At 69.7% G+C, this 18,498-nt stretch carries 11 protein-coding genes; 3 read left to right on the top strand and 8 right to left on the bottom strand.

Annotated features, from left to right (window positions below; translation table 11 throughout):
• Positions 1-71: 71 nt before the first annotated feature.
• Genes NR798_RS25780 through NR798_RS25800 form a run of 5 tightly spaced genes read right to left on the bottom strand, consistent with a single transcriptional unit; the run spans position 72 to position 6,087 of the window.
• Entirely contained in the window at positions 72-1,106 is a 1,035-nt protein-coding gene (locus NR798_RS25780) for an aldo/keto reductase (protein ID WP_375765147.1), read from the bottom strand.
• A gap of 54 nt (positions 1,107-1,160) precedes the next feature.
• The gene (locus NR798_RS25785; RefSeq protein WP_375765148.1) at positions 1,161-1,967 is read right to left on the bottom strand and encodes a helix-turn-helix domain-containing protein; all 807 of its coding nucleotides are present in this window, start codon (positions 1,965-1,967) and stop codon (positions 1,161-1,163) included.
• 20 nt (positions 1,968-1,987) lie between these two features.
• A complete protein-coding gene (locus NR798_RS25790; protein ID WP_375765149.1) occupies positions 1,988-4,828 on the bottom strand; it encodes a TonB-dependent receptor domain-containing protein in 2,841 nt (946 codons plus the stop codon).
• A gap of 20 nt (positions 4,829-4,848) precedes the next feature.
• A complete protein-coding gene (locus NR798_RS25795; RefSeq protein ID WP_375765150.1) occupies positions 4,849-5,436 on the bottom strand; it encodes an NYN domain-containing protein in 588 nt (195 codons plus the stop codon).
• A gap of 54 nt (positions 5,437-5,490) precedes the next feature.
• On the bottom strand, positions 5,491-6,087 hold the full coding sequence (locus NR798_RS25800; protein WP_375765151.1) for a dihydrofolate reductase family protein: 597 nt from the start codon (positions 6,085-6,087) through the stop codon (positions 5,491-5,493).
• Between the two features lie 175 nt (positions 6,088-6,262).
• On the opposite strand from NR798_RS25800, the gene NR798_RS25805 reads away from it, so the two are divergent.
• Entirely contained in the window at positions 6,263-7,981 is a 1,719-nt protein-coding gene (locus NR798_RS25805) for a trehalase family glycosidase (protein WP_375765152.1), read from the top strand.
• Between the two features lie 11 nt (positions 7,982-7,992).
• On the opposite strand, the gene NR798_RS25810 is transcribed toward NR798_RS25805, so the two are convergent.
• Positions 7,993-12,915, bottom strand: a complete 4,923-nt coding sequence (locus tag NR798_RS25810; protein ID WP_375765153.1) for a DUF4215 domain-containing protein — start codon at positions 12,913-12,915, stop codon at positions 7,993-7,995.
• Positions 12,916-13,041: 126 nt separating this feature from the next.
• Complete coding sequence (locus NR798_RS25815) at positions 13,042-14,010, bottom strand: alpha/beta fold hydrolase (RefSeq protein ID WP_375765154.1); 969 nt, start codon at positions 14,008-14,010, stop codon at positions 13,042-13,044.
• Positions 14,011-14,088: 78 nt separating this feature from the next.
• Here NR798_RS25815 and NR798_RS25820 point away from each other — a divergent pair, with 78 nt between their 5' ends.
• Both NR798_RS25820 and NR798_RS25825 read left to right on the top strand, forming a co-directional pair.
• Positions 14,089-15,090: an aldo/keto reductase gene (locus NR798_RS25820; RefSeq protein WP_375765155.1), complete on the top strand. Its 1,002-nt coding sequence runs from the start codon at positions 14,089-14,091 to the stop codon at positions 15,088-15,090.
• A 2-nt stretch (positions 15,091-15,092) separates the two neighbouring features.
• Positions 15,093-15,884 carry a phytanoyl-CoA dioxygenase family protein gene (locus tag NR798_RS25825; protein WP_375765156.1) on the top strand — a complete coding sequence of 264 codons (792 nt, stop codon included), beginning with the start codon at positions 15,093-15,095 and terminating at the stop codon, positions 15,882-15,884.
• Positions 15,885-15,890: 6 nt separating this feature from the next.
• On the opposite strand, the gene NR798_RS25830 is transcribed toward NR798_RS25825, so the two are convergent.
• Positions 15,891-18,230 carry an ATP-binding protein gene (locus NR798_RS25830; protein WP_375765157.1) on the bottom strand — a complete coding sequence of 780 codons (2,340 nt, stop codon included), beginning with the start codon at positions 18,228-18,230 and terminating at the stop codon, positions 15,891-15,893.
• Between the last annotated feature and the right edge of the window lie 268 nt (positions 18,231-18,498).

The raw sequence follows: 18,498 nt of genomic DNA on the forward strand, positions 1-18,498 counted from the left end.
GCCCCTCGATGCGGTTCCCCGCTCCCTGTGCGAGCGAGCAGGGGGCCCGGGTGCGGCTCCCCTCATGGACCTCAGGAGGTCGGGAAGGGATTGCGCTCCTTGAACTGCTTCTGGTGCCAGTAGGGGTAGACAGGGGGCGTGGAGCTGGCCGCGTCGAGCTTCGCCACCTGCGCCGGGGTGAGGGTCCAGCCGATGGCCCCCAGGTTCTGGCGCAACTGCTCCTCGTTGCGCGCGCCGATGATGACGTTGGCGACCGTGGGCCGCTGCAGCAGCCAGTTCAGGGCGATCTGCGGCACCGTCTTGCCCGTCTCCTTGGCCACCTCGTCCAGGGCATCCACGACCTTGTAGAGGTACTCCTCGGCCACCTGCGGGCCGCCCGCGGCCGTCACGGCGTTCTGCAGCCGCGTGTCCTTCGGCATCGGCTGGCCGCGCCGGAGCTTGCCCGTGAGCCGCCCCCACCCCAGCGGGCTCCACACGACGGCGCTCACCTTCTGGTCCAGTCCCAGCGGCATCAGCTCCCACTCGTACTCGCGCCCGACGAGCGAGTAGTACGCCTGGTGGGCCACGTAGCGGGCCAGGTTGTGCCGCTCCGACACCGCCAGCGACTTCATCAGGTGCCAGCCCGAGAAGTTCGAGCAGCCGATGTAGCGGATCTTCCCGCTGCGCACGAGGTCATCGAGTGCGTTGAGCGTCTCCTCGACGGGCGTGACGGCGTCGAAGCCGTGGAGCTGGAAGAGATCGATGTAGTCGGTGCCCAGGCGGCGCAGGCTGCCTTCCACGGAGCGGATCAGGTGGTAGCGCGACGAGCCCACCTCATTGGGGCCGGAGCCCGCGCGGAAGGTGGCCTTGGTGGAGATGATCACCCGCTCGCGCCGACCCTTGATCGCCTGGCCCAGGATCTCCTCGGCCGCTCCGCCGGAGTAGATGTCCGCCGAGTCGAACATGTTCATGCCGGCGTCGAGCGAGATGTCGACGAGGCGGGTGGCCTCCTTCACGTCGCTCTCACCAAAGCCCTTGAAGAACTCGTTGGTGCCACCGAACGTGCCGGTGCCCAGACTGAGCACGGGAACCTTGAAACCAGAGCCACCGAGTTGCCGGAATTCCATACGGTCGACCTTCCCATCCAGACGAGCGCGCCGACGGGCGCGATGACGCGCGTTCTATCGGATCGCCGCTGATCGTCCAGGGCTCACTCGCCGCCGGAAGTCCCGGGGGCGCTCTCCGGTGAAGGCGTGGAAGGCATGGGTGAAGGCGGCGAGGCTCTCGAAGCCCACCGCGTAGGCCGTCTGCGTCACCCGCGCCCCCTCCTCCGCGAGCAGCTCCATGGCGCGCAACATCCGCGCATCGTGGAGGAACCGCCGCCACGTCGTCTGGGCCTCCTCCTCGAAGCGCCGCGAGAGCGTCCTCCCGGACAGCCGCGCGGCGCGTGCCGCGTCCTCGAAGGAGATGGGCTCTCCCAGGTGCTTCAGCGTGAAGGCCATGGCCCGCTCCAGCTCCGGCGTCCGGGCCCGCGGCAGCCGCCACTCCTGGCCCTGCGAGGTCCACTCGGACAGCAGATGCGCCAGCGTCCCGAAGAAGCTGTCCGCCAGCGGCTCCCGGAGCGGACGCTCGGGACCCCAACGGGTGGAGTACAGGAGCATCTCCCGCGCGAGCGGCTCGACGATGAACACCCGGCACTCGCCCTCGGGAGGCAGGCGCACCAACCGGGGCTCCAGGTACACCGTGCGCAGGCTCACCGGCTGGGAGACACGCACCCGGTGCCGCGTGCCGGAGCGCAGCCACGCCGCGCGCTGGGGCGGCAGCAGCCACTGCGCACGCTCCACCTCCAGATGCAGCGCCCCCTGCGCCGAGTAGAGGAGCTGGTGCTTGCGGTGGGCGTGCCAGGCCGACGTGAAGGGGGACAGCTCGTCGGCGAGGCAGAAGGCCGGAGCCTTCACCCTATCCACATCCACCAGGGGTTTCGGCACGTGCTGTCCTCCCGCCCGGCTCAGAAGGCGTAGCGCAGCCCCAGGCGTACCTGCCGCGGTGCCTGGTACTGGATGGGCTTCTTGAACTCCTTGTCGAGCGCGCCCTCCGTGAGCTGCCCGCCGCTGGCGGTGCGGACCATGTCCGGGGTGAGCGCTCCAGGCGCCACCGCCGGCTCGAGCGGAAGCACGTTGGCGTAGGTGTAGTGCTCGTTCACGCGCGTCACCGCCTGGAAGTTGAACAGGTTGAAGACCTCCAGGGAGAGGGACAGCTCCTGGCCCTTCGCGGGCTGGTAGCTGACGCGGAGGTCGGTGTCGACGGTGTGGACCCATGGGGTGCGCTCGCCGGACGAGCCACGCGGCAGCACGAAGGTCTCGCCCATCCCCAGCAGTGCGTTGCCCCCCAGGTAGTTGATGGGAGTGCCCGAACGGCCCTGGTAGGACAGACCGAGGCTGGTGGACAGCTTCGGCGTGATGACGAGCGCCCTGGCGCCGAAGACCTTGACGGTATGCGTGCGGTCCTCCGGCAGCGGCCCCGTCCGGTTGCTCAGCTGGGAAGCCAGGAGGAAGTCGGGCTGGAGCGCGGGCTCGCCCCAGGTGGAGACGGGCCGGAAGTAGCCGGTGTAGTTGCCGTACAGCCGTGACCACGTGTAGCTCGCCTGGGCCAGCCAGTCGCCGGTGAAGACACGGCTGAGGGCCACCGTCACCGCATCCTGGGTGCGCTCCGCCTTCGGGAAGTCGCTGGCCCCTCCCAGCCCCGGGTTGCCCAGGAAGGGCTCACCTTCCGCCTCACGGCTCAGGAGCGCGATGGCCGAGTCCAGGCTCCGGCGGGTATAGGTGGCGGCCAGCTTCGTTTCACTCCGCACCCTGTACTCGGCACCCGCGACGAGCTCGGTGGTCGAGGGCGCGACGAGCTTGGGGTCGATCCGCGCCCGCTCGATGGGGAGCCCCGCCATCACGCCGAACGGCAGCTGCCCGTGGTACTGCCCATAATGGGCGAAGAGCTTCATCCGCTGCATCCCCAGCGGATCCACGACCAGTCCCACGCGCGGCGAGAGCGGACGGCCGGGCGTGGAAGCCAGGGCGCCATCCTCCGAGTACAGCAATTGCGCGTCATAACGGACGCCCCCGTTCAGCGTGATCCACCGGCCGAAGGTCCAGCTGTCCTGCACGAAGCCGCCGAGGGTCTGGCTGGTGTACGGGCTCGTCTCTCCCTCGGGGGTCTCCTGGCGACTGAGTCCCTCCTGGATCACCACCGCGCCCGGGAGGTCGCGGTAGCGCTCGTAGGAGAGGAGCTCCGCGTCCACGCCGGCCTTCACCGTGTGAGTGCCCAGGAACTCCACGGTCCAGCTGAGCTGAGCATTGGCCTGGTAACGATCCACCGTGTCGGTGGCGCGCAGGCCCGTGCCGCCGGATTCGTAGAACTGGACGGGGCACCTCTCGAGCGATTCGGAAGGGTCGCCGCAGGCGCGCACCACGTCCTCCGTGGGCTCGAAATACGTCACGGGCCTCCGCACCGTGTAGAGCACGCGGGAGAGACCGCCCGCGCCGATAGTGGGCCCGCGGGAGGCCGTCTGGCGGGACCAGCCGAGGTTGGCGTCGATCCACAGCCCCTGCTTCGGGAACATGCCGGAGTAGTTGAAGGCGGCGGTGGTGAAGCCGCCGTCGACCAGGCTCTGGGTCGCGGAAGACGGTCTCGCGTTGATGAAGTCCCGGACCCTGCCGGTCAACGGGTCCACGGTGAGCTGGCCGTCTCCGCCGGAGCCGGCCGACGTGGAGATGACCGACAACGAGAGCGCGTTGTTGTAATCGAACAGGTACGTCAGCTTCCCCATCGCCTGGAGGGAGCTCTGGTTGGCGAAGAGATGGCGTGCGGAGTTGGGAATGGGCGTGCCGAGGGCCTGGAGCGTGCGCGTGTGCTCCACGCGGGTGAGCGCTGGAGCCACCCCCGCGAAGATCCACAGCCGGTCCCTCAGGATCGGCCCGCTCAAGGTGGCTCCGATGTCTCCCTGGAACGCGACCGCGTTCTGCCCGGCGAGCGTCGAGGTGGGCCCGGACGCGGGCGTGGGAGTGCCCCCCAGGAAGCCCGGTGCCCAGTTGCCGAACAGCGCGCCATGGAACTCGTTGGAGCCCGAGCGGGTCCTGGCCTGGATGAAGCCTCCGGTGGTGCGGCCGTACTCGGGCATGAAGCCACCGGTGACGATGTTCGTCCCCTGGAGGAACTCGACGCTCAGCGGGAGCGCATTGACACCCCACACCGGATCCCAGGTGGAGAGACCATCCACCGTGTACCTGTTCTCGAAGGCAGAGGCCCCGTTGATGGACAGGCCGTACGTCTCAAGCTGCACCCCCGGCGCCAGCCCGGCGAGGCGCTCGAAGGAGCGGGACGCACCGCCCGGGTCCTGGGGCCGGTTCACCGCGAGCAGCTGGGTGTACGGCTCGTCGACCCACAGCTCCGTGGTGGTGGAGAAGGCGTTGAGGAGCGGTGGGGGCCTGACGGCCATCACCACGTCGCCGCTGAAATCCGGCGGGGCGAGCTCCACGTTCACGCGGAGGGTCCGGTTCAGGCGCAGCCGGATCTCCGAACGCGAGTACGGTTGGAACGATTCCTTGACGAAGCTCAGGGTGTAACTGCCCGGCGGCAGCCCGGCAATCCGGTACCGGCCCAGCCCATCCGTCCGCGCCACCCGGTTGCCCTCGAAGCCGGGCGAGGTCGCGGTCACGATCACGTCCGGCACAGGCTTCTTGTTCTCGGCGCCCACCACCGTCCCGAAGATGACGCTGGTGGCGTGAGCGGCCTCCGCATGGAACAGGATCGCGACCACGACGGCCCCGGCCATCCAGAGCATCCGCTTCGAGTGCATGCTGGGAGAACCCCTCTCGACTACAGGAAGAACATGGGGTCGAACTCGTCCACGCGGACCGGCAGCAGGCGCGGCAGGGGCCGCTGGAACACCTTCGCGTTCAGCTCCAGGTCGAGGATCTCCAGCCCGGCGGGGACGAGCTCGCGGAAGCGCTGGCTCATGTACTCGCGCAGTCCGAGGATGGCCACCTGCCGCTTCTCCTCGAGGAGCTGGCGCAGGGCATCCGCGAAGTCCGTGCCATCGTGGCTGGCGAGCGCGACCGCGGCCTTGGGCCGCTGGGTGCGGATGGCCTCCAGGAGCTTGAGGATGCCCAGGTCCACCACCTTCTGGTCGGGCCGGCCATGGAGGAGCGCCACCTCGCAGCCGGCGGTCTTCAGGGCCCGCACGAAGCCGATCATCACGTCCGGCAACTGCTCGCCCCGGGCGTTGAGCACCACCACGCAGCGCACGGGTTTGGGGAAGTGGTCTTCACAGAAGGCCACCAGTCGATCGAACTGCACACGGTCCTGGGGCTCGGGCTTGCGTCCCACGACATTGGACACGGCCCAGTCGACGTTCTCGGCGTCGATGAGGACGTAGGAGGCTGCGGGAGGACGTGAGGAAACCATGGCGCGGACAATACTCCGATCCCGCGCCAGGCAAGGGCGATCCTTGCCCGTCTCTCAGCGCTTGACCGCGTATTGCAGGAGCACCACCCCGTTGCGGTACACCTTGGTCGAGAGCAGCTCGAGGTCCGCCTTCCGGGCCACATGCGGGGCGAGCGTCTTGCCCGCCCCGAGCAGCACCGGGTTCAGCTTGACGATGACCTCGTCGACGAGGCCCGCGTCCAAGAGGGCCGCCGCCAGGGGCCCTCCGCCGCACAGGTAGATGTCCTTGGGGACGCTCATCTGGGCCGCCCGCACGGCGCGGCTCATGTCGGTCTGCGTGCCGGGGCGCGACTTGAGTTCCCGCACGAAGGCGACGGGATCCTCCCGCACGAGGTGCACGCGCGGATCCGGGATCTCCTTCAGGGTGCGCGAGAAGACGTAGGTCTCCATGGAGGGATACGGGTCCGTGATCCCCATCTTCAGCGCGGGCTCGTAGGTGCCACGGCCCATCAGCACCGTGTCGTACTCCGCCAGCAGCGAGTGGAAGTAGTCCATCACGTGCTCGGGCGAGAGGTCCGCGGGGAAGAAGTCGACCGAGTCGTCCTCGCGGGCGATGAAGCCGTCGAGCGTCGTGGCCACGTGGTACTTGAGCTTGCGCAGCTGGGATTGCATGGGGACTCCGTCTCCCGGGCGGCGCGGAAATTCCCACGGGCGTTTTCTGGAGACAAGCGTCTTGCGTCACGCCGCTGTCTCATGGCGAACGCGTGTCCTGTCTACCCCGCCCCGTTGCCGCCAGGTGCCTGAGCGGCAAGCTTGTCCTACCGGGACAGGTGCGGGAGGGGGAACCATGGCAGGCACTCGACGGTCACGCATGCCCACGTGGGCTCCGGGGCTCCTCGTCGTACTCTCGATGGCGGCGAGCGCGGCCCCCCAGGAGTCCCTGCCCGACTACTGGGATGTCCGCACGTATATCTCGCTCAACTGGGATGTGCTGACGCGCTCCCTGGACACGTGCAAGGTCCTGGCGGATCCCAAGGTACCCGAGCGCTCCGTGCTCTACCTGCCCAAGGATCTGCCCGAGCCCGTGTCGGTCCAGCAATTGCGCCAGAAATGCCCTCAGGTGCAGGTGCGGCGTCTGCCCTCGGCTATCAACGGGCCAGGGCAGGCGGAGGTCCGGGCGATCGATCCGCCGGGGCTGCTCTTCCTGGAGCATCCGTACGTCGTGCCCGGCGGCATGTTCAACGAGATGTATGGCTGGGACAGCTACTTCATCATCCGCGGGCTGCTGCGCGACGGGCGGCGGGAGCTGGCCGAGGGCATGGTGCGCAACTTCTTCTTCGAGCTTGAGAACTACGGAGGCGTGCTCAACGCCAACCGCACGTACTACCTCACGCGCTCGCAGCCGCCCTTCCTCTCCTCGATGGTGCTGGCGGTCCACGACTCGCTGGGCGAGGAGGAGAAGCGTGCGTGGCTGACCGAGGCCCTGCCCTACGTGGTCCGCGACTACGAAATGTGGGTCCGCGGAGAGCACCTGGCCGGGGACACGGGGCTGTCGCGCTACTTCGATTTCGGCGAGGGCCCGGTGCCCGAGCTCGACACGCACGCCCGCTACTACCGCGACGTGGTGATGTACTTCCTGAAGAACCCCGAGGCCGGCAAGCCCTACCTGCGCAAGGTGGACCCGGAGAAGCGGGAGGCGGCGGACACGGGCCCCCTGTTCACCGTGCAGGTGTGTGAGCAGACGGTGGGGACGACGTCCTGCACGTCCATGGAGTCGTTCACCCTCACGGAGGACTACTACAAGGGCGACCGCAGCATGCGCGAGTCGGGCTTCGACGTCTCCTTCCACAACGGGCCCTTCAACGCGAGCACGCACCACTACGCCTCGGTGGACCTGAACAGCCTGCTGTACAAGACGGAGACGGACCTGGAGCGCATCAGCACGCTGCTGGGCCGCACCGCCGAAGCGCGCACGTGGAAGGAGCGCGCCGCGCGGCGCCGGCAGTTGGTGGACCGCTACCTCTGGGATGCCGAGCGAGGCATGTACTTCGACTACGACTTCGTGGCCGGCAAGCGCTCGACCTACGAGTACGCGACGACCTTCTACCCGCTCTGGGCGGGGCTGGCGTCCCCCGAGCAGGCGCGGGCCGTGGCGGGCAAGCTCTCCCGCTTCGAGCAGCCCGGCGGTGTGGCGATGAGCCGCCAGGAGTCACACACCCAATGGGACTACCCCTATGGATGGGCGCCCATCCAGCTCCTCACCGTGGAGGGGCTGCGCCGCTACGGATATGGCGAGGACGGCGATCGGCTCTCCCGGAAGTTCATCGAGATGGTCGCCGAGAACTTCCGCCGCGATAAGACCATCCGGGAGAAGTACAACATGGTGACGCGCTCCACGCAGGTGGACATCACGGGGGGCGGCTACAAGGAGAACGTCGCCGGCTTCGGGTGGACCAACGGTGTCTTCCTAGAGCTGCAGCACGGGCTCCAGCCCGAGCCCGCGCGCCGGGTGGGACGCAAGCCGCCACCCCCGCGGCGGGAGCAGCGGCCGGCCTCGGCGCCCTGAGGGGAGTCAGGTCACGGCTCGGACGGGCTGGCCCGGTTCTGCGGACCGCGGTTGAAGCGCAGCACGAAGTCCTGGGAGTTGTCGTTCGAGTCGAAGCCATTGCCGTGGAAGGAATGGGCGCCCGCCTCCATGGACTCGGCCGTGGAATCGCTCCAGGCCTTGCGCTCGAAGCTGCCGTTCACGACGGGCAACGTGGGGAAGGCACTGCCCTCGGGCGCGTTGGCCGGCCCGTAGCCCACCGTGTCCACCGCCAGGGTATCCGTCGGCGACGAGCCAATGCCCGGCCTGCCGAGCCGCACGTGGCCACCATTGGCCGGGTTCGCCCCCAGGTTCAACGAGGTGCCCCAGTTGGCGTCCCTGCTCACGGTCCCGGTGTACCCGGCCGACGCCACCAGGAAGAAGCCGTGAGGGGCGATGCGCGAGCCCGCGGGCAGCACGTACGAGGAGTAGGAGGTCCCCGTGCCGCTCTTGTACTGGACCTTCCAGTTGGACAGGTCCACCTCTTCGCCCGTGGGGTTGTAGAGCTCGATGAACTCGTCAGCCGCCCCACCCGGCCCCTGCGGAGCGAACTCGCTGATGACCACGTGGTCCGTGGTGGGGGGCGCCAGCACCGCGATGTAGGCCCACAGCGTCTGGCTCCCGAGCGTCGCGAGGATCGTCGCGGAACCACTCGAGCTCGACGAGCCGGTGAACGTGAACAGGGCGGCGACCTGACGCGCCGGGATGACCACCTCGGAGGGCAGCACGCCGATCCCCTCGGGTGACAACGACAGGGACACCACCGTGTCGGCCTCGGGCGGAACATCCAGGACGACGACACACTGGGTCATCCCGCCCTGCTCCACCGAGGTGCGCTCGCACCCCATGAGGGACAGATAGGAGGCCTGGTCCGCGGCGAGCACCGTCAGCGTGGCGGTCTTCGAGAGGCCATCGAGCGTCGCCGTCAGCCACGTGTAACCGGTGTACGCCCCTTCCTGGGAGAGATCGACGTTCACCCACAAGGGCGCCGAGCTCTGCCCCGCGGGGATGCGCACGGTGCCCATGGGAATGAGCACCCCCGGATTGGAGGACGTCACCGCGACGAACGTGTCCACCTCGGCCGGCCGGTTCAGCTTCACGAGGATCTCCCCGGGGAACGTGGGGCCGGAGTAGCCATCCCTCACGAAGGTCCAGTCCGACGGGCCGAGCTCCACGAGGAACGGCACCGTGTCTCCCACCAGATCCCCGCTGGAGCGCGGCTCCAGCTTGGAGTTGCCGTTGCGCCACTCCAGCACGCCGGTGATGGACGCGTAGAGATCGCCCACGGCCGGCATGGTGGGGCGGAAGAGGAAGTCGTTGATGCGCAGCACGCCATTGACCACGAACTCGTAGGTGGGGACGGAGTCACCCGGGCCGGGCGCCGGCTCGAGCTGCGTCACCTCCACCCCGCGGACGCGGACGAGCACACCTTCCAACGCCTGCGCGAGCCATCCACCGCTCCCCACGTCCCAGGGCCCCACTTCGACGGGCGCGGGTAGCGGGTTGCCCATGCTCCGGATGGCGAGGCTGGCCGGGTTGTTGAGCTGCAGCTGCCCGAAGTAGTTGGTGACGAGCGCATCACCGACATCCACCCGGTCGCCCACGTTGACGCCGTGGCCGGTCTTGAAGACGAAGAGGCCGGAGTACTCGGAGCCCGAGTAACCAGGCTCGTCCGGGTGCACCTGCACGAAGAAGCCCGAGGTGCCCGCGCCCGTCACCAGCACGTTCTCGAGCTTGACGCGCTGGCCCACCCAGGACCAGGTACCGCCCACCGGGGTCTTGAGCGTGTAGATGCTCACCGGGCACGCCGAGCCGCCGGGGTTGGACACGGGGCAGACATCGCAGGCGTTGCCCATGCCATCACCGTCGCCGTCCTCCTGGCCCGGGTTGGACACAGCGGGGCAGTTGTCCACGGCATCGGACACGCCGTCGCCATCCGAGTCGCCGGAGGACGGCGCGGCACAGGTGGTGGAGAACGGCTCGAGCGGGCACACGTCGCACGTGTCGCCTGCCCCATCTCCGTCCGAGTCCGCCTGCACGCCATTGTCCAGGGGGCGCACGGGGTTGAAGACGTTGGGGCAGTTGTCGCTCACATCGAGCACCCCATCCCCATCGATGTCATTTGACTCGGGGAGGCCCGAGTACAGCGTCGAGCCATTCACGGAGCCGGGGAAGCGCGAATCGGTGGACGCGCGCCGCGGCGTGCACAGCGGCTCGTTGGTGGGCTCCCCGGAGCAGAAGAAGAGCGGGTAGGAGCTCGCATTCAGGCTCTGGAGCGTCGCGAGCGACTCCGCCGTCTCCGACTGGAGGCACACCCGGCGCGAGGCCCCGCACACCTCGAGCGCATCGCACCCGGTGGCGCCGAGCGCCTCGAGCAGCGCCGAGTCACCATAGAGGGGCTTGCCTCCGCGCAGGGTGAGGACCACGTCCTCGGGGTTGGCGGCGATGACCGCGCGGTGCGGCGAGTGCGCGAAGGACCGGAGCCGGAAGATGGCGATGTCCGCGACCTTGCCAGGGCTCAGCTCACCGATCTTCGACGCGGTCTGCGTGGCCCGGGCCGCGTTGCGGGTGACCAGGGACCACAGCTCGGCGTCGTTGAAGGTGGCGTTGTAATAGATGCTGTTGAGGTAGTCCGCGCAACGCAGCTCGCGCAGCAGGTTCATCGAGCCCGTGGGCAGCCAGTCCGTGCCCAGCGAGACGTTGACGCCCAGCCGCTTGTAGACGGCCACCTGGGCGGTGTCGCCGTAGAGGGACACGTTGGAGCGCGGCGACCAGACGAGGCTCGCGCCCTCGGTGGCCATGAGCCGGATCTCCGGCACGCGCAGGCCGATGCCGTGGATGATCGCCGTCCGGGGGCCGACCAGATCCCGCCCGGAGGGGTTGATGCCCGAGGTGCAGAGGAACTCGTTGAGGGCGGACGTCTCGATGCCCTCGGCGATGTGCGGCAGGTAGGCGGAGTCGCTCGGAATGGCGCTCGGCGAATCGATGGACGGATAGGCGCACCCGCTGGTCAGCTCGGTGCCGGAGCTGTCCCCCAGCGGGAAGGTCGCGTAGTTGAGGCCGGTGGCGCCCGCCCCGAGACCTTCCTGGTTGCCTCCACTCGTGGAGGTGCTCGGCTTGTCGAGGTTGCGCAGCAGCCCGTTCTGGCCGCCAGAGCCCGCGATGGAGGTGGTACCCGCCATCACCTGCCTCAGCTCCGCCCAGCGGATGGCCGCACCGCTCGAGGAGGTGGTGGAAATCCTCGTGTGGCCATCCCTGCCCGTGCGCCAGTCGTGGCGGTGCTCGTAGCGCTCCGAGGTGAAGCCGGAATAGGGGGCACCCTGGTAGGTGATGTGATCGTGCGGGTTGATGAGGCCCGGAGACACCACGCCGTCCGGGCACACCACCTGCGTGGCCGAAGCGGCCTCGGGCGCGCCAGAGCAATCGCAGCCCACGCACTGGATGACGCCAGCGGGATCGAAGAGGACCTGGCCACCGTTGTAGACCTTGTCCGACGCGAGGATGACGCCCGTGATGAGGCGGCTGGCGCTGCCCGGCGTCACCGAGCACGTTCCCGACGTGGGCGGCGGCAACGGGGTGCTCCGGCACTCGATGATCGTCCCCATGCCTCCATCGGGACCCGGCTCCGAGCTACCACCATCGGAGCCCGCATCCGGCCACGTGCCTGCGTCCGGCCACGTGCCTGCGTCCGGCCACGTTCCTGCGTCGTAACCCGCGTCAGGCCACGTTCCTGCGTCATAGCCCGCGTCTGGCCACGTGCCTGCGTCGTAACCCGCATCCGGCCACGTGCCGGCATCGGAGGAGCCCGCGTCCGGCCACGTGCCTGCGTCCCAGGTCCCGGCATCGGTCTCGGTGCCCGCGTCCGTCCAGGTGCCGGCATCGGAGGAGCCCGCGTCCGGCCACGTACCCGCGTCCCACGTCCCCGCATCGGTCTCGGTGCCCGCGTCCGTCCAGGTGCCGGCATCGGAGGAGCCTGCGTCCGGCCACGTACCCGCGTCCCACGTCCCCGCATCGGTCTCGGTGCCCGCGTCGGAAGTGCCCGCGTCCGGCCACGTGCCCGCGTCCGGCCACGTGCCTGCGTCCCAGGTCCCGGCATCGGTCTCGGTGCCCGCGTCCGTCCAGGTGCCGGCGTCAGAGGTGCCCGCGTCCGTCCAGGTGCCGGCGTCAGAGGTGCCCGCGTCCGTCCAGGTGCCGGCGTCCGGCCACGTACCCGCGTCCCAGGTCCCCGCATCGGTCTCGGTGCCCGCGTCGGAGGTACCCGCGTCCGTCCCGGTACCCGCGTCCGTCCAGGTGCCTGCGTCCCCGATGGAGCCAGCATCGGCATGGGTACCCGCGTCCACGACCTCCGTGCCCGCGTCGATGATGGGCAGGGTGCAGTTGTGCTCGCACCCGTCGCCCCCCACGGTGTTGCCATCGTCGCACTGCTCCGGTGGCTCGACGATCGCGTTGCCACAAGCAGGCCCCGAGGAACCCGCGTCCGTTTCCGAGCCCGCGTCCGTCCGCGTCCCCGCGTCCGTTTCCGAGCCCGCATCCGTCTGCGTCCCTGCGTCCGAGCCCGCGTCCGTCTGCGTCCCCGCGTCCGAGCCCGCGTCCGTCTGCGTCCCCGCGTCCGAGCCCGCGTCGACGCTCGGCAGGGTGCAGTTGTGCTCGCACCCATCGCCTCCCACGGTGTTGCCGTCGTCGCACTGCTCCGGGGCCTCCAGGATGGAGTTGCCACAGGCCGGCCCCATCCCGGGAGTCGGCGTACAGGTGTTCTCGCACCCGTCACCGTTCACCGTGTTGCCGTCGTCGCACTGCTCGGCGCCATTCTTCACGCCATCGCCGCAGCGGGCTGATTCCTCCCCGTCACCGCACCCCGTGAGCACGAGCAGCAACGCGGTGAAGGCAACGACTCCGAAATGACGGGCTGGCAGCATGGGGCATACCTGCTCCGGTATGGACAGCTCCCCGCGGGAGGCGGGGGACCGGAGCGGCGCCCATCATGCCTGAGAGGTCATTCAAGTAACACTCACGACATTCCACCCAGGGCGGAATGCCCCGGCTCAGTGCGTCTGCACCGGGTAGGCCGGGCCCACCCCGCATCGCTGACGGAAGGCGCGCACGGTCTCGGCGATCTCCGTGCCCGCCTCCACCAGGCCCGCATGGCCCGCGTCGTCCACCAGCACCCACTCCGCGGCCGGCATCCGCGTGCGCATCCGCTTCATCTCGCGCAGGGGCACCAGGAGATCATTCTTCGCGGCGATGAGCTGCGTGGGCACCCGGACGTCCGGCAGCACGTCCCAGCACGGAGGGCAGTCCAACAGGCCGCGCACCATCATCCAGAAGGCCTCCGGGTCCATCCGGCGCAGGGCCAGCAGGAATTCGAGGATGTCCGCGCGGGGCGCACGGGCCCTCAGCAGGCCCGAGACACGTCCGAGCGGATACGCCAGCCGCGAGGCGAGCACCTGGTGGACGAGCGGCGCCACCTTGGGCACCAGCGGCGTGAGCGTCTTGAAGACACGGCCCAGGGTGGTGTGTCCGCCCGGCAACGGGATGAACCAGGCGCTCGGATCCGGCGAGGCGGGGCTGCCGCCGATGAGCGTCATGGCGGACACCAGCTCCGGCCGGCGCCGGTACAGCTCCAGCACCACCCGGACGCCCATGGAGAAGGCCACGTGGTGGGGCGGGCGCCCATCGCCCCGGACCATCATCTCCTCGGTGACGCGCTCCAGGTCATCCACGTGGACGCGCAGCGCGTAGTCACCATTGGCGGACAGCTGGCTGCGGCCGTGGCCCCGGTAGTCCCAGTGCACCACCCGGTGGTCCTGCTCCAGGTCCGCGACGATGTACCGCCAGAAGTTCTCCGACGTCCCGATGCCGTTGGTGAGCAGCACCGAGGGGCGGGAGGCGAGCGCGGGTTCCGCCTCATTCTCCGGGGCATTGCCCACATGCGTGTGGTACGCGACGCGGGTGCCATCGGGCGCGGTGACGAAGCGGGTGAGGCGCAGGTAGGGCATGTTCCTTCCCACCATTCGGCCGCTCCCTCTCCGGCGCAAGGTCCGGCGTTCACTAGTGGGTATCGTTACTCCTCATTCCATGAGTCAGACCCCATGAGTCAGACCGCTCCCTCCCCTCCCCTCACACGCTGGCTGGAGCCCCGGCCCTCGGGGCCCGGCGCGCCGCCCGCGGCCGTCTCCGTGGGGACCATGAACTTCGGGGCCCGCACCCCGGCGCCCGAGGCCCAGCGGATCATCGCCCGGGCCCTGGAGCGCGGCGTGCCCTTCTTCGACACGGCCAACTCGTACGGCAACGGCGAGGCCGAGCGCCTGCTCGGCCAGGCGCTGCGTGGCCGGAGGGCGGAGGTGGGGCTCGCCACCAAGGTGGGGCTGGCGCGCGTCCGGGGGAAACCCGAGGGCCTCTCTGGCGCGCAGGTGGTGCGTGCGCTGGAGGACAGCCTGAAGCGGCTCGGGACGGACTACGTGGACGTGCTCTACCTGCACGCCCCGGATGCCGCCACGCCGGTGGAGGAGACGCTGGAGGCCGTGCATGGGCTGGTGCGCGCCGGCAAGGTGCGGCACTGGGGCGTGTCCAACCACGCGGCCTGGCAGTTGCTGGAGCTGCGGAGCCTGTGCGATGCGCGCGGCATGCCCCGCCCGGTGCTGTCCCAGGTGCTCTACAACGTGCTGGTGCGCCAGGTGGAGGTGGAGTACCTGCCCTTCACGAGGCGCTACCCCATCCACACCACCGTCTACAACCCGCTGGCCGGAGGACTGCTCTCCGGGCGCCATGTGCCGGGCGGCTCCATCCCCACGGGCTCGCGCTTCGACGGCAACCGCTTCTACCAGCGCCGCTACTGGTCCGAGCGCCTCCTGGAGCAGGCCGCGCGCCTGCGGGAGGTGGCGGAGGCGGCGGGCTTCACGCTGGTGGAGCTCGCCTACGCATGGCTGGCGAGCCGGCCCGGGGTGGACTCGGTGCTGGCGGGCCCGGCGACGGTGGAGCACCTGGACGCGGCGCTGGACGCCTGCGCGAAGCCGCTGCCCCCGGAGGTGGCCTCGCGCGTGGACGAGCTCTCCCGGGAGTGGCTGGGCACGGACGCCACGTACGCGAGGTGAGCATGCTGGCGGTGGATGCGGAGACCTTCGATATCGCCGGGCCGCTGGCGCACTACGCCGAGCACGGCTACGCGCGCCTGGGCCGGCTGCTCAGCGCCGAGGGCCTGGAGACGCTGCGCGAGCGCGCGGACGATCTGATGCTGGGCCGGGTGAGCTACCCGGGCTTCTTCTGGCAGATGGACGCGCCCACGGGCCGCTACGAGGACGCACCGCTGGGGCTCGGCTGGCAGGGGCCGTCGCTGGACTACCGCAAGCTGGAGAAGCTGGAGAAGGATCCGCGCTTCCTCGAGTGGATGGAGAACCCGCTCTTCGAGCGGCTCGCCCGGGCGCTCATGCCCGGGGACCTCTGCCTCTACCGGGCCATCCTCTTCCACAAGGGCCAGCGGGGCGGCAGCGAGCTGCCCTGGCACCAGGACGGGGGCAAGCTGTGGGGCCTCACGAAGGATCCCGAGCTGCAGCTGTGGACGGCACTGGACGACGCGCCGCTGGACGGGGGCTGCGTGGAGGTGGTGCCGGGGAGCCACCGCTGGGGGCTGGCCACGGCGCTCGGGGGCGTGGTGCCGCCGGACCAGGTGGCGGCGCGCGGGGCGGACCGGCTGGCGGTGCCGCTGCCGGTGGAGGCGGGCGAGGTGCTGCTGCTCCACAACTACGTGTGGCACCGCTCCGGGCAGAGCCGCACGGGCCAGCGCCGGCGGGGCTTCTCGGCCTGCTACATGAGCGCGGACACCCGCTGCGTGCGCAAGAAGAAGGCCCCTCGGGACTTCTTCCCGCTCTTCCGCCGCGGCTCGCGCTGAGGGGCCCTACCCCGCCTTCAGCTTGCTGCGGATGGCGGGCAGGCTGATGCGGAAGGTGCTGCCCCGGCCCAGCTCGCTGTGGGCGGTGATCTCCCCGCCGAAGCCCGTGATGATGCCGTGGCAGATGGACAGGCCCAGTCCCGTGCCCACGCCCACCGGCTTGGTGGTGAAGAAGGGATCGAAGATGCGATCCAACACCTCGCGCGGCATGCCGCACCCGGTGTCCTTCACCTCGATGATGGCGTGGTTGCTCTCGGCGCGCAGGATGACGCGGATCTCGTTCTTGTCCGGCTGACCGGCGGTGATCGCGTGGGCGGCGTTGATGAGCAGGTTGAGGACCACCTGGCCGAAGCGCGCCTCGCTGCCCTCCACGAGCGGCACCTCGGACACTTCCTTCACCACGGTGGCGCGGTGGCGCAGCTCGCCGCGGGCCAGCGCCAGCGCCGAGTCGATGACGCGCCTCAAGTCCACCGCCGTGGGCTGCTCCTCGTCGCCGCGCGAGAAGGTCTTCAGGTCCTGGACGATGAGCCGCACGCGGTTGACGCCCTCGTTCGTCTCGGCCAGCACCTCCTCCACCTCGGTGAGCCGCCCCTCGGGCAGCAGCCCGGTGATGGTGTGCAGCTCCTCGGTGAGGAAGGACAGGTTGGAGATGACGAAGGCGAGCGGGTTGTTGATCTCGTGCGCCACGCCCGCGGCGAGCGTACCCACCGAGGCCAGCCGGTCCGCGACGACCAGTCGCGCCTGGATCTGCTTGCGCTCGGTCAAGTCTCTCGCGCTCACCAGCGTGGCGGGCTGGCCGGCGAAGACGAGCCGCAGGCTGCTGATCTCCGCCGTGAGCAGGCCGCCGCCGGGAGGCAGGAAGCGGATCTCCCGCACGCGGTTGGAGGCGCCCCGGCCCGGCAGACCATCGAGCGCGCCGGCGGCGGCACCGCGATCCTCCGGGTGGACGAAGTCCAGCAGCGAGCGGCCCACCAGCTCGTTGGCCTTGAGCCGCAGGAAGGAGCACGCCGACGGGTTGACGTAGAGCAGCGGCCCACCGCGGTGCACGAAGATGGCCTCGGGCGAGCCCTCGATGAGGGCGCGGAAGCTCTCCTCGGAGCGGCGCAGCGCCTCCTCGGCGGCCTTGCGCTCGGTGATGTCGAAGGACACGCCACCGAGGAAACGCCGGCCCGAGCTGTCGCGGGCGATGAACCGGTAGGTGAGGAACTGGCGCGGCTCGCCCTCCGGGGTGGGGATGATGCTCTCGGAAACGGAGGGCTGGCCGGACTTGAAGGCCTGCTCGTCCTGCTCGCGCAGGAGGGCGACCGTCTCCGCCGGCATGAGCTGATCATCGGGGATGGTGCTCACGTCCAGGCCGGGAGCCAGCCCGAAGAAGCGCCGGAAGGGCTCGTTGACGAAGACGCGCCGGCCGGCCTCGTCCTTCATGTAGGCGAGCGCCGGGTTGTTGTTGAGGAAGGAGTCGAAGAGGTGCTGGCTCTCCTGGAGCGCGGTGACGATGGAGGCCACCTCCGTCATCAGCGCCTGCTTCGCCGCGTGCTCGGCGGCGTTGCCCATGGCGGCCCCGAGCAGGCCGGCCATCAGCTCCAGCGTGCGCTCGTCCGAGTCCACGAAGGCGAACGGCACCTGGGAGGCGATGCTCAGCACGCCCACCGTCTGGTTGTCGCGCTTGAGGGGCACGTTGAGCATGGAGCGCACCTTGAGCCGGCGCGCCGCGTCCACGTTGGCGCGCGGATCCCGCTCGGTGTCGTCGGTGCGCATCACCTCGCCGCGCAGCACGCTGGTGCCGGCCATGGTGCTGGCGATGGCCAGGCGCGCGCCCTCGAACTGCTTCGAGTAGCCCGTGCACACCCGGTAGAACATCTCCTCGCCCTCGATGATGCCCACGGCCGCGCCCCCCGCGCCGCAGAGGATCATCGCCCGCTCGGCGATGAGCCGCATCACCACGTCCAGATCCAGGCCCGCCAGCGCGATGTCGTTCTGCGTCTGGATGATGGCCGCCAGCCGCTCGATCTCCCCGCGCGCGGACTCCTCGTGGGACTGCCGGCGCATGAAGGCGTAGCAGCGGCGCTCGAACAGGGCGATGCGGGCGCGCACGTCCACCGGGTGGAAGGGCGCCACCAGGTAGTCATCCACGCCGATCTCCATCAGCGGGGTGATGTCGTCGTCGGTGAGGCTGGCCGCCATGCCGAGCACGGACACCTCGGCGGCGCGGATCTGCGCGCGCAGCCGGTTGAACCACTCGGACTTCTCGCGGACCTGATCGGCCCCGACGACGAGCACGTCCACCAGGGAGATGGTGGCGGCCGTGACCTCGGGTCCCGAGGCGACCACGACCTCGTGTCCCATCCGGGAGAGCTCTGCCCCGATGGGGTGGTCACCGTCGCGACTGAGGAGGAGAAAGCGCATGGAGGCAGGAGCGGATTCTTAGGAAACAGAAGATTGCTAGATCGAGGCCCTTCCGGTCCACCATGAGCGCCCGATTCGGGGAGAACCGCTCTCCGTTGGACGGAAGCCTATCCCCGTTCGCGCCACGGGAGGGAGTGGTGGAAGGCGCAAAGGGGCACCATGGGCCGCCCGGTCAGCGGGCGGGCGGTCCGCATTATTGCCACGTGTC

This window comes from Archangium gephyra (genome assembly GCF_042230915.1).
Taxonomy (GTDB): Bacteria; Myxococcota; Myxococcia; order Myxococcales; family Myxococcaceae; genus Archangium; species Archangium gephyra_B.

Excerpts from the sequence above, each read along its gene's own strand:
- NR798_RS25795 (WP_375765150.1), bottom strand. The coding sequence starts at position 5,436 with ATGGTTTCCTCACGTCCTCCCGCAGCCTCCTACGTCCTCATCGACGCC.
- NR798_RS25830 (WP_375765157.1), bottom strand. The coding sequence starts at position 18,230 with ATGGGACACGAGGTCGTGGTCGCCTCGGGACCCGAGGTCACGGCCGCC.
- NR798_RS25790 (WP_375765149.1), bottom strand. The coding sequence starts at position 4,828 with ATGCACTCGAAGCGGATGCTCTGGATGGCCGGGGCCGTCGTGGTCGCG.
- NR798_RS25815 (WP_375765154.1), bottom strand. The coding sequence starts at position 14,010 with ATGGTGGGAAGGAACATGCCCTACCTGCGCCTCACCCGCTTCGTCACC.
- NR798_RS25820 (WP_375765155.1), top strand. The coding sequence starts at position 14,089 with ATGAGTCAGACCGCTCCCTCCCCTCCCCTCACACGCTGGCTGGAGCCC.
- NR798_RS25805 (WP_375765152.1), top strand. The coding sequence starts at position 6,263 with ATGGCAGGCACTCGACGGTCACGCATGCCCACGTGGGCTCCGGGGCTC.
- NR798_RS25825 (WP_375765156.1), top strand. The coding sequence starts at position 15,093 with ATGCTGGCGGTGGATGCGGAGACCTTCGATATCGCCGGGCCGCTGGCG.
- NR798_RS25780 (WP_375765147.1), bottom strand. The coding sequence starts at position 1,106 with ATGGAATTCCGGCAACTCGGTGGCTCTGGTTTCAAGGTTCCCGTGCTC.
- NR798_RS25810 (WP_375765153.1), bottom strand. The coding sequence starts at position 12,915 with ATGCTGCCAGCCCGTCATTTCGGAGTCGTTGCCTTCACCGCGTTGCTG.
- NR798_RS25800 (WP_375765151.1), bottom strand. The coding sequence starts at position 6,087 with ATGCAATCCCAGCTGCGCAAGCTCAAGTACCACGTGGCCACGACGCTC.